This window comes from Limnospira indica PCC 8005, from assembly GCF_000973065.1.
GTDB lineage: Bacteria > Cyanobacteriota > Cyanobacteriia > Cyanobacteriales > Microcoleaceae > Limnospira > Limnospira fusiformis.
The window spans coordinates 3,323,302-3,334,986 of sequence record NZ_FO818640.1 but is presented as its reverse complement, the minus strand read 5'-3'; the positions used below and the strand labels follow the sequence as shown (position 1 = coordinate 3,334,986).

Here is an 11,685-nt window from a genome sequence, read left to right as displayed (position 1 = left end):
AAAAAACAGTTGACATCAAGTTAGTATCATGCTAAGATAATCGGTGAGTGTCAAAATTGCGCTGTGCTTTGAGTATTTTAGGATTATCCCTATTCGGCTAAAATTGGAAGCTGGTGAAATAGAGGCGATCGCATGACCCCAAGTTACGCAAATAGGAGGGACATCAGACAATTAGGGATTAACCCCCATTGCTGGTATGTTGTTAGTAGCAGCCAGGAAGTCACCAGTAGCCCGGTGGGGGTAATTTTGTGGAATCAGCCGATTGTGTTATTCAGAGACACTCAGGGGAAAATAAACGCCTTAGAAGACAGATGTCCCCATCGCCAAGTGAAACTAAGTCACGGAAAAGCGATCGGAGACGAGATAGAATGTACATATCACGGCTGGAGGTTTAATGGTGGTGGAGACTGTGTTTATGTACCGTATTTACAGGAGAGTCAAAAACCACCAAAATGCGGAATCAAGACCTATCCAGTGCGAGAATTATATGGATTTATTTGGATATTCATAGGAGAGGAAAAGCCAGATAATGAACCCCTAGAAATTCCCGAATGGGAACACCTGAACTACATAGCCACCGTGGCGACAATTCACACCCAGGCGCACTATTCTTTTTTAGTCGAAAACCTGATGGATATGTACCACGGACACCTACACCAAAACTGGCAAGCCTGGACGGAGGCGCAATTAGATTATATCACAGAAACCGACAATAAAGTTGATGCTTATTATGAAGCACAAAGCTATTATAAAATAGACAAAATCTGGTCTATATCACAACTATTTTTCCGGTCGCTGCGACAACTCCACCCGGAAAGGCTGACGGTTAGTTATATATATCCCCATTGGTATTCTACTCTCGGTGAAGACTTCAAGATTTACTGTTTACTCTGTCCAATTAGTGTAAGTGAAACCCGCGCCTACTTAATCCATTTCACGTCACTTAACGCCTTTTGGAGACTGCATAAACTCCCGATTAAATTTCGTAAATTCATCAAAAACAGCTTATTTGGTTGTGCGAAAAAAATGTTAGATGGTTTAGTGGCAGAGGATGTGAAAATGATAGAGGAGGAACAACAGGCTTATCAAAAGCACCCCCAGCGGCGGGGTTATGAATTAAATAAAGCGATCGCATCTGTGCAGCGAGTGATGAAAAAGCAGGCGATCGCCAATTAATCAACTAACCATCTAATTCTCCTGATTATCAGTAGATACAGCGGCAGATTTTAGATTAACAAATAGGTCATAACGGCTGGTGTGTTCATCAGTGACAGCCGTAGTCAAACCGATAGATTGAATAGCATTTATCCAGACTTCTTGTTGAGGGGGTAAAGGGGGTAAAGAAAGGTTTTGGCGATTAAATACCTGTTCAACATTAATATAAAAATTCCCATGTTTAGGACTAAGACTAGAGGGGAAAGTTTGTTGAAATAAAGAACTGGAACTAATGGCGGTTTGAGGTTGTGGTATAATTTGGTTAGCCACAGGAGCGCCCAAATTGACAAAAGCGACATCTCCATCTAACCAACCGCGAAGCACAGTAAAGCCGCCATAGGGAGAAGTCCACTGAACCACAGGCTGACCATTAAGTTGAGCATCACCAACCTGGAAACCGCGACCCCTGAGAATTTCATCTAATTGTTGTAAAGCGTTGTCCGCCGCATTGCGATCGCTCGCCCTAACCATAAACACCAAACCAGCCATAAAGCGTTGAGGGGTGTTAGGATTAGAAATACCCGGAATTACAGACAGAGAAAACTCCCCATCCATCCAGCTAAGGAAATCTCGCTGCAACTCCATACCAAGAGACTCTTGTAAAATAGCAGCCAAAGCCTGTGGATTAAAAGGAGCGATCGGATTAGCATTAGCACCCTGATTATAATCACTCCAGAACTGTTTAAGGTTGCCGCCACCGAGAGTCATAATTGCCGTATCTGGGATACGTCTGAGCATTCCATCAGTAGAATTCCCAACAGTGAGTTTTCTATCAGTGTTAGGCTGCAACCAGGAAACCCCCTGAAAATTAATGCCATTATCTCTTAAAATAGCAGTAGTAGCAAAGCCCTGGTGTCGTTTCAATTGTTCCAAACTTTCTGGGGGAATAGGCTGCGCCGCCGTCATAGAAGCCAAAGAAGCAGCGACGGGAATATTCAGATAAACCTGAGCAAAAGCCTGGGAATTTCTAATTTGTTGAATGGCTGCGGAATATCCAGGAGTAGCAGCGAGGGAACTATCACCGTGATAAGTATCGATCGCCCTATCAGTAGCACGAGGGTCATCAGAAACGAGAAGAAACTCTCGACCCAGGACTGCAATAGAATAATTTTGCAATCGTCCTTGAGTTTCAAAGATATCAATTCCCCGGTAGTTACGTTCGAGAATTTCTCCTTGATTTAAAGACTTTCGTGCGGACAAAATTTCTTGAGCGCGGAGAGGATTAGCGATAGGAAGTAATAAGATCCTAGCGGAAGCCATGGGAGACTGACGGGGAGTATCACCGGAGGGGGAAGGCTGACCAGAGACCAAAGCCGGATCAGGCAACCAAGCCATCATCACCTCATTACCAATCCAGGGCTGAATATCTTGCTCAAAATTATAGCCCTGATCAGTAAAAATGCGATCGCGCCACTGAATTAGCAATTGTTCAAAAGCCGCCTGAGACTGTGAAGTGCCATACTGTTGAAGTGTTTGCCATTTTTGTGGCGCAGTAGAAACAGAAACAGCTAACAGCGCATCTTGGGGAACAATATTAGCCCCCAAAGGCACATCTCTAATAGTTCTTCTAGCGGTGAGTGCGAAATAGGCAGCAACCCCACCACCAACCAAAACAGCGATCGCACCTATAGTTACAAGCAGGGACGGTTTATTTTTTGCAAGCATAACTAGCCCATGGGAAATCGAAAAAACTCAGATCTCAGTTCACAGTAGCACTAAATCAATCAAAGTGTAGAAACCTAGAGCCAACAATAGGATAGCAACCAATTGGGTAAGCAGTAAGCGGTTAGAGGGAAAAATCGCCTCTCGAACTAACATAGAAGCCGAAGACCCCATCACATAACTAAGACACAAGACCAAATATGGCCACCGTCCTGTTAAAGCCCACAGCAGCAATAGTGTCATCCCCAACAGTAGCATGAGAACCTCAATAAATTGAGGCGGATTATATTGGGTTAGATAAACCAGATTCTGCCACCAAACTTGCCAAAGTCTCATCAGGTTATCTCGCTGTCAAATTCATCTACTTTCCAGGATAGTCCCTGAACAGACCAGGAAGCAAGGGAACCGGGACAAAAAGGTGTTACCATAGGTTTTAGGGTCCAGACAGTCGCCGTCGGGAGCTGCCGAAATCATCCTCGATCTGTAATTGTGGCTCAGTTTCCTCCTGAAATTTAGCTTCGTATTTTTCCAGCCAATCCAATCCTACCTGAATGGTAATATCGGACTGTAGATGACCGGTACTTTCCACCACAACTTCCCCAAATCCCAAAGCCTCCTGAATAGTTCGTGCGCCTCTGACATCGCCATCTTGAGCAATAATACGGGTGACATCAAGTGGTTGATTCCAGGGTCTTGTCAGTCTCAGATTCCAATATCCCTTACTATTGAGAGAAGACATGAAATCATCAACGGCATAGGAATCATCAGTGCTGTCTTGGATAGCAATTCTCAAATCCCTGGGATCAACATTATCAAAACTCCAACGGTTATGACCAAAATCAAAATGTTTGGTCACCATGGCATCAAGGCGACTATAATCTGCTAGCCAATAACTAGCCCTATACTCTTTCGGGTCACTAAACTGTCCAGGAACCATAAGCATTTGTACATCATCGGGACTCACCTGGGCGGCAAAATTCACCAAAGCCACCAATTCTTCTAAGGTCAAATTTGTATCAATATGAGATTGAATAATGGACACTAACCGAGGTATACGGGAGATGGTACTCACATCTAACACTTGGTTAATAAAAGAGCGGATCAGCATTTGCTGACGCTGTACCCGACCAATATCACCTAAATTGTCATATCGGAACCGCAAAAACTGTAAAGCACGATCACCATCAAGATGTTGTTCACCCTCTTTCAGATTAATATAAAGATGTTGGCTATCATCTTGATACCTCATATCTTTAGGAACATAAACGGTGACTCCTCCCAAGGCATCAATTAGCTTTTCAACGCCCAAGACATTAACGCGAACGTAGCGATCGATACCGACACCGCCCATCAATTCACTGACGGACTTAGCGCTAAGTGCCGGACCACCATAGTAGTTAGCATCATTAATTTTAGTCATCCCCCGTCCCTTGACAAAAGTACGGGTATCCCTAGGAATAGAAAGAACTTTTAACTTATTAGTATTAGGGTCAAAACGCAACAGAAGCATGGTATCAGAAAGACCCTTAAAGGAGTCTACCACCGCATGATATCCCAGGTCTTCTTCTGGCGGTTCATCTAAATCGGAGGTTAAAACTTTAATACCCAAAACCAGAATATTTACCGGACGAGTTAATTCCGGTAAACGCATATTCACCCGCGCCATTTCACCCTTAGAAAAAACCGCCTCTTGTTCAGGTGTTAACTTTTCCTGCATGAGGGGAGTTGAAGATAAGGAAACAGCCAGCAAGGCTCCGGCCGTTGCCGAAATCATAGCCACTCCAGTTAAACCCATACCAATACCAAGCCATTTGGCGGGGCTAGACCTGGTGAACTTTTTCAGAATAGGTCGAGAAGGTTGAGATCTAAGTGGTTTTTGCCGTTTGATTCGATGATTTGACACAGGCTTCCTCACACACCAATTTTAATATACAAAGAGTTGACAGACACTTCCGAGAAATTTTGAGATCAATTGACTACTCATCAATTGTAGTCTTCGATCGCCCTGGTTAGCAATGGTTAGCTATCAGTAGTGGGTAGATCAATGGGGAGTAATCAGAGCCGCCAGAATAATCCATTCTTTCAGCATCAGCCAGCGCTAACAGGATATACAACTCACCAAAATCTACCGGTCCTGTAATATTAAGAGACTCAGGAGTTAGGGGGATTATCCCGCAGATAACGACGCATAACCTTTTCGGCAAAAGGACTGATTGCTGGCAACCATAGGGGTTTATCTTTCCATAGACGCACCATTAAGCCAAAGTTAACTAAAAAGTAAGTTGTGGTCAGGACACTGCTAGTGAACAACACAGGTAGTTCGGGGATTTCCGCAAGACTAGCACCACCGCGCAAAAGTAAATTGCCAATCAACCAGCTAAATGCTAAAGTCACCACTAAGCGACAGGTAGCGCGTTCTTGGGGTGTACCCTGATGGCGATACAAAGTCCAGATGGCGGGGACAAAGCCCAACACGGGAATTAAATACACAAATTGTTGGATAGATATTCTATCGGTGGGTTGGTAAGGATCATGCCGCATAAGATATCCTCATCTCCAGGCTGATAGGTTGGATGGCTGGGGTCGGTATGGGAAGATATTCCCTAGGGAAATCACCAGCGGGGATGGCAAAAGCACTTTTTTTGTTTGTCCCTTGGGGTCAGCAAATTCTGATACACTGGATAAAAAGACCAGATGTTGGAGGAAACACAATCGCTATGAGCCAATCCCAAAAATCAGTTGTTATCGCCCCATCTATATTATCAGCAGATTTCAGTCGTCTTGGAGAAGAAATTCGCGCCGTTGATGAGGCTGGCGCAGATTGGATTCATGTTGATGTTATGGATGGTCGCTTTGTCCCTAATATTACCATTGGTCCCCTGATTGTTGATGCTATTCGACCGGTTACGAAAAAGCCTCTGGATGTTCACCTGATGATTGTGGAACCAGAGAAGTATGTTGAAGATTTTGCTAAGGCTGGGGCTGATATTATCTCGGTTCACGCTGAACATAATGCTTCCCCCCACCTCCACCGGACTCTCAACCTGATTAGGGAATGTGGTAAACAGTCCGGTGTGGTATTAAATCCTTCTACTCCCCTGGATTTGATTGAGTATGTTTTGGATGTGTGCGATCTGGTGTTGATTATGAGTGTCAACCCCGGTTTCGGAGGTCAGAAGTTTATCCCGACTGTGGTTCCTAAAATTCGTCAACTGCGCCAAATGTGCGATGAGCGGGGTCTTGACCCTTGGATTGAAGTTGATGGCGGCCTGAAGATTGATAATACCTGGCAGGTGTTGGAAGCTGGAGCTAATGCTATTGTGGCAGGTTCGGCGGTGTTTAATGCTGATAATTATTCGGAAGCGATCGCCGGTATTCGTAATAGTAAGCGCCCTACTCCTGAATTAGCGACGGTCTAAAGTCCTAGTTTGAGTGAACTCAGGGGGGGCGTGATCTGGGAGTATCCTACTAGGGACTTGCTAAAATCGCTCCCCCTAATCCCTTGATTCGATAAATGCAATCACACGCCACATAGTGAGTTATTATGGGTGAGCCTTCCTGTTGAGCTACTAAATGTGGACATCGAGTTAGGATTGGCATGGCTTCAGAATCTAGGTTATCTAAGAAAGTATGGCTCAAACACTAATCACATCAGGCATCATCAATCCCCGCCAATGGCCTTTAGCCCGTGTTTGGTTGGAGGTGGCTACTTATCTGGGAGTCCCACCTCGCCAAATCGATCGCCTAGAGTTCTGGACACATCAAATTTGGGTTAAACTCCTAGGGATGAGGGCCACATTAGTTAGTTTTCGGGTTCTCCCTCTGTGGGTGGAACAAGGAATTGCAGCTATTAGGGAGACGCGCGATCGCGATCGCCTAGATCTTCTGGGGGAAATATTTAGCACAGAAATCTCACGCTACTCGAAACACTATAATTCCCCCAAAATAGAAGCGTGGCGATCGGCTTGGGCGGAACAATCCCAGAAACTCAAACAACAAGAACTTATCAGAATTCAGGAAGAAGAAAATCTATCACCCCTTCGCGAACACCAGCAGGCTTGTCAACAATGGCTGGAAGGTTGGCGGGTGATTCTGAAACACTGCCAAAGTCTGGAATCTCTCGATAATTTGGCCCCGGAAATTGAACGACAAATGCCGGAATTTTCCGACTTGGAGGAAGCAGCCACAGCCATGGAAATTTGGAGCGATCGCCGTCAGGAAGTAGCCCAAATTACTGACGGAATTCCTTAATTTTCCCGATACCTAATCTGATTTAGCCTTTAATCATCTGGTAAATATCATTAAGTTTAGCTTCAATTACAGGAGGTTTAGAAGTGAAACGAATATAAAATTTACCCGGTTCTGCTGGTTTTTCTAATACCTTGGCATAGATATCTTCCCGCAGTTCCAAGTTAGATGATTTCAGATTCAGTTTGATGTTAGTTAACACCAGCGGTAAAGAGTCTGTACCATCTTCTGCACCTATTAAAGCACTGCGATCGGAGAGTTGTAATAACCGCCCAGAAAATAGGTTTTCGCCAACGTGCTTACCTTCTAAGACGGTATATTGTAATGATATCGGCTGAGACAAAGAATAAAATATTTCGGTTTCTTTAGGTAAAAATAGGTTATATTTACCGGCAATTCCAGAGACTTCATAGATAGCTATGGGATTTTTCACCCCCTTGGGTTGTACCAATTTCTTGTCATCAATTTTGACCCAATTAGGAGTAGTACAATTTAGGGTTTCTTCGGAAATAATAATTTGTCCGCCTGTGGTGTAAGACTCGATTCTGTAGGTGAGATTAACATGACTTCCTACAACTCCGTATTTGGTGCGTTTTTCCGAACCCAAATTACCAACGACAACTTCCCCGGTATTAATGCCAATTCCCATTTCTAAAGCTGGTAATTCCCACTTCTCCATTTGTTCATTTACCTGAGCCATAGCCAATTGCATGGCTACGGCACAAGCCACGGCCCTTTCCGGGTCATCTTCGCGCAGGGTAGGCGCACCAAATAACACTAAAATACCATCCCCCATAAATTCATCAATTGTCCCTTGATAATGGGTAATGACATCAGCCATATAGGATAAATAGAAATTCAGCACCTGCACAACTTCTTCCGGTGGTAAGCGTTCAGAAAGCGCGGTAAAACCCCGTAAATCGGAGGTTAAAATAGTGATTTTACGACGTTCTCCACCCATTTTTAATCCCTCTGGGTGTTCCAGCAAATTAGCAACTATTTCATCACTGAGATATCGACCAAAAGTTTTACGGATATCTGATGCTGAACGAGCAATATAAGCAGTAATTACGGCTACAGAACCCACCAAAGCGATGGATGAAGGGACAACAGGCAACCACCAACTGCCTAAAAAAGCGACCCAGGTAAAGCCTAATAAAATACCCCCAGCCAGAACCAAAATCACAACTCTTTTAAATAGGAATTGTCCGACTCTAGTGGGGTCGCGTAGTCGCCAAGTCAAGGTCGCCCCCAGACCAGACCAGAACATAATCAATAGCCACTCGACAACTTCTGGTAAAGTTCTAATCAGAGGTCGATTTTCCAGGGCGGCGCTGATGATTTTACTAACAATATTAGCATGAATTTCTACGCCAGTCATGCGTTGATCAGGCGCTAGGGTGTAGGGGATAGAAAATAAATCTTTCATGCTTTCGCCGACGGAACCAATTAAAATAATGCGATCGCTTCCCCAGTCTGAGGCTACCCGGTTTTCAAAAATATCTCGCATGGAGACAATTTCAAAATGCTGGCTAGGTCCTCGGTAGTTAAGTAAAACTTGATAGCCACCATCATCGGCGCGCACATAACCCCCATCATTCCCCTCAAAAGGAACAAACACGACATCACCAAATTTCCACCAATTATCTGTACCTTCTACAATCTCAACGGAAAAGTCAGGTTCTGCACTTAAATATCTGAGGGCTAAATGAACGGCAAAACTATGGACAGTTTCCCCATTTTCTCTAGGGAAATATAGCAAAGCGCGACGCACCCTATTATCCTGATCAACAATCAGGTCATTCGCCCCAACTTGTCCTCTAGCAGCCAAGGCGGGAGGGGGTCCCACCCGACTAAAAAAGTGATCACCTATAACTTTTTCAATACCAATTAGATTATCTGTAGTTTCAAAAAGCCGCACCAATTGGGAATGGCCAGGTTCAAAGGGTAAATCTCGATAAATATCTAATCCGATTACCCTAGGATTCATGGCATTGAGTCGTTGGATTAACTCAAAATACACCCCATCTGGTACATAACCTTGACCAATAAATTGAAGGTCATTCTCATCAATACCAACGATGACAATGCGACTATCACGGGTTTCCGGGGGCCGCCAGCGCATATATTGGTCATAGGCGGCTAATTCCAAGGTTTGCAAAATACCAGTTAGCCGTAATAAAATCACGGCTAGGGTGACAGAGGGGGTCGTCACCAGGACAACCCGCCAATTCCAGAATCGTTCTCTAATGGTTTTGGGCATTAGTTAGGATGCTTCGATTTCTGAACCCACAGTTTCGTCAATTTCTGGGGGACAACAGGGGGCGATGGGCTCAGAGGCGATATCTTTTAATCCTACGGACTCCATCAACTGTTCCCAAATTTCGGGATGGGTTTCTCGCAGTCCCAACGCAATCAGGAGAGTCTCCGGCCACATCTGTTGTTCTGCATACAGTGTGGCTTGATCAATGGGGTCAGTTTCGGCGGCAATTCTAGCTTTGTGTTCGTCATCTAATTCTATTCGTTCAATAGCCCCGGTGATGGATTCGTCTAAATCCCTTTGATTAGGATCGCAAAATAGAGAAAATTGCCAGGTGTAGGTTTCTCCCACTCTCAAGGAAACGGTTTCTGGTAGGCTAATTTTCATAATAGACCCTTGTGCAGGTGTGGCGAAACTTCCAACATAGACATCGCGACCTTGGCTATCTAGCACCAAAAATTCAGCCTTTTCGGCTTTGGTTTTGGGAACGTACAGGAAAAAGGTGGGATTGGGGGAAGCTGTCTTTAAGACCTCGTAACCTATGGGTAATAGGGGGATGAGAAAATCACTGTTGTTGTCACAAGTGCCATCGACCATGGTGGTGGCATTCCCTCGGGTTCCTCCCCCAGCGGTTGACTGAGGTGGCTGGCGACTTGGACCTTGTGGAAATTCTAGGGCTGTGGTCATGGAAAGGGGAGTTGCGATCGCTAATATAGTAGATGCGATCGCCGTTAACAGTGTCCGCCCACGCCAAAATTTGATTTTCATGTAAAACTATATACCTCCATAATCCGTTGAGCCAATTTACAGACAACTGATGCACTCAACTGATGACCCTAGTTTAATCTTTTCAATTCAAGTTGGTAAAAACAGCACTAATTTATTTTAGAGACTCATAGCATAATCGGCACGTTCCCGAACCTTGTAGTCAAATCCCCTAACATTATATGCCCAAAACTAAAACCTACGCCCAACCCCCCCTAGAATTTCTCCCCCCCAAGTTTAACCCTCTGGTTTTGCGACTGTGCCAGATCTTGATGCCTCTCTGGATGGCCGGGAAAACACCGATCGCTGATATTCAGATAGAACAAGGCGATCGCATCATTGAATTATTCCAACAATTCCAAGCCTCAAAAATTCGCTTCCTCCTCGCTTTTCGTCATCCCAACCCCAATGACCCCATCGCCCTTTCCCAGGTATTTTGGCGACGTATTCCAGCCTTGGCAAAATCTCAGGGTGTCAACCTTCAGGACCCCGTGCATTTTCATTTTATTTATGATCGCGGTATTCCTCTGTGGGCGGGAAATTTCGTGACTTGGTTATTTCCTCAATTGGGCGGCAGTTCCATTTTACGCGGCACGATAGATCGCCCTGGCTTAAAATCTGCCCGCCATTTATTTGTTAACGGTCGTTTCCCCATAGCTGCGGCTCCAGAAGGTGCAACTAACGGCCATAATCAACTAATTAGCCCCCTAGAACCCGGTATCGCCCAAATGGCTTTTTGGTGTGTGGAAGACCTCCACAAACTCCAGCGCACAGAAACAGTTTTGATTGTTCCCCTGGGAGTTCAATACTCTTATGTTCAAGATAACTGGAAAGCCTTAGAGTCCCTGTTAACCGAGATGGAAACAGATTGTGGCTTATCGACATCTAACCATCAGCCTGTTTTTGAGCATTTATATCCCCGTTTAATTAACCTGGGTAACTATTTACTAAATTTGATGGAAAATCTCTATGGTAAATTCTATCATCAAAATATTCCCCAGTCAAGTGATAATCAAGATTTATCCCAGCGCCTCCATTCGCTGCTAGATATCGCGTTAAAGGTTTCTGAAAGCTATTTTGGGATTCAACCTATAGGGGATTTAACTAGCCGTTGTCGCCGTCTGGAACAGGCGGGTTGGGAGTATATATATCGGGAAAACCTCAAGTCTCCAGAAGATTTATCAGCGGTAGATTTAGGACTAGCTAATCGCCTGGCGGAAGAGGCAAGTTTGCGAATGTGGCACATGAGATTAGTGGAAAGTTTTGTAGCGGTGACTGGGGAATATATTAAACAAAATCCCTCGTTCGATCGCTTTGCGGATACGGTAATCATTATTTGGACGGCGATCGCTAGATTAAAAGGCGTTAACCCTAATAAAACCCCCAACTTAGGTAAACAGTTGGTTAAAACTAGAGTGGGTGAACCTATTGCTGTATCCCCACGTTGGGCTAGTTATCAAAGCAGCCGTCGTCAAGCGATCGCTGATTTAACCCAAGATTTACAAATCGCCCTAGAAGAGTTAATTGTTTAGGCA

10 protein-coding genes are annotated in these 11,685 nt (G+C 44.6%); 4 read left to right on the top strand and 6 right to left on the bottom strand.

Annotation, left to right across the window (positions count from 1 at the left end):
- The first annotated feature begins 132 nt into the window (after positions 1-132).
- Positions 133-1,176, top strand: a complete 1,044-nt coding sequence (locus XZ46_RS14515) for an aromatic ring-hydroxylating dioxygenase subunit alpha (RefSeq protein WP_008051467.1) — start codon at positions 133-135, stop codon at positions 1,174-1,176.
- 12 nt (positions 1,177-1,188) lie between these two features.
- Here the strand turns inward: XZ46_RS14515 and XZ46_RS14510 are convergent, their stop codons facing one another.
- The 4 genes from XZ46_RS14510 to XZ46_RS14495 all read right to left on the bottom strand — a co-directional run bounded on the left by XZ46_RS14510 (position 1,189) and on the right by XZ46_RS14495 (position 5,418).
- Complete coding sequence (locus XZ46_RS14510; protein WP_008051465.1) at positions 1,189-2,880, bottom strand: DUF3352 domain-containing protein; 1,692 nt, start codon at positions 2,878-2,880, stop codon at positions 1,189-1,191.
- Between the two features lie 39 nt (positions 2,881-2,919).
- On the bottom strand, positions 2,920-3,213 hold the full coding sequence (locus XZ46_RS14505) for a hypothetical protein (RefSeq protein WP_006625161.1): 294 nt from the start codon (positions 3,211-3,213) through the stop codon (positions 2,920-2,922).
- A 97-nt stretch (positions 3,214-3,310) separates the two neighbouring features.
- Positions 3,311-4,780 carry an LCP family protein gene (locus tag XZ46_RS14500; RefSeq protein WP_434475090.1) on the bottom strand — a complete coding sequence of 490 codons (1,470 nt, stop codon included), beginning with the start codon at positions 4,778-4,780 and terminating at the stop codon, positions 3,311-3,313.
- Between the two features lie 248 nt (positions 4,781-5,028).
- On the bottom strand, positions 5,029-5,418 hold the full coding sequence (locus XZ46_RS14495) for a hypothetical protein (RefSeq protein WP_006625163.1): 390 nt from the start codon (positions 5,416-5,418) through the stop codon (positions 5,029-5,031).
- A gap of 176 nt (positions 5,419-5,594) precedes the next feature.
- Here XZ46_RS14495 and rpe point away from each other — a divergent pair, with 176 nt between their 5' ends.
- Positions 5,595-6,296, top strand: a complete 702-nt coding sequence (rpe, locus tag XZ46_RS14490) for a ribulose-phosphate 3-epimerase (RefSeq protein WP_008051461.1) — start codon at positions 5,595-5,597, stop codon at positions 6,294-6,296.
- Between the two features lie 211 nt (positions 6,297-6,507).
- Entirely contained in the window at positions 6,508-7,128 is a 621-nt protein-coding gene (locus XZ46_RS14485; protein ID WP_006625165.1) for a hypothetical protein, read from the top strand.
- A gap of 22 nt (positions 7,129-7,150) precedes the next feature.
- On the opposite strand, the gene XZ46_RS14480 is transcribed toward XZ46_RS14485, so the two are convergent.
- Together XZ46_RS14480 and XZ46_RS14475 are read right to left on the bottom strand one after the other, a co-directional pair.
- Positions 7,151-9,388, bottom strand: a complete 2,238-nt coding sequence (locus XZ46_RS14480) for a CHASE2 domain-containing protein (RefSeq protein ID WP_008051459.1) — start codon at positions 9,386-9,388, stop codon at positions 7,151-7,153.
- Positions 9,389-9,391: 3 nt separating this feature from the next.
- Entirely contained in the window at positions 9,392-10,153 is a 762-nt protein-coding gene (locus XZ46_RS14475; RefSeq protein WP_008051458.1) for a DUF928 domain-containing protein, read from the bottom strand.
- Between the two features lie 179 nt (positions 10,154-10,332).
- Here XZ46_RS14475 and XZ46_RS14470 point away from each other — a divergent pair, with 179 nt between their 5' ends.
- Positions 10,333-11,682 carry a lysophospholipid acyltransferase family protein gene (locus XZ46_RS14470; RefSeq protein ID WP_006625168.1) on the top strand — a complete coding sequence of 450 codons (1,350 nt, stop codon included), beginning with the start codon at positions 10,333-10,335 and terminating at the stop codon, positions 11,680-11,682.
- The last annotated feature ends 3 nt before the right edge of the window (positions 11,683-11,685 follow it).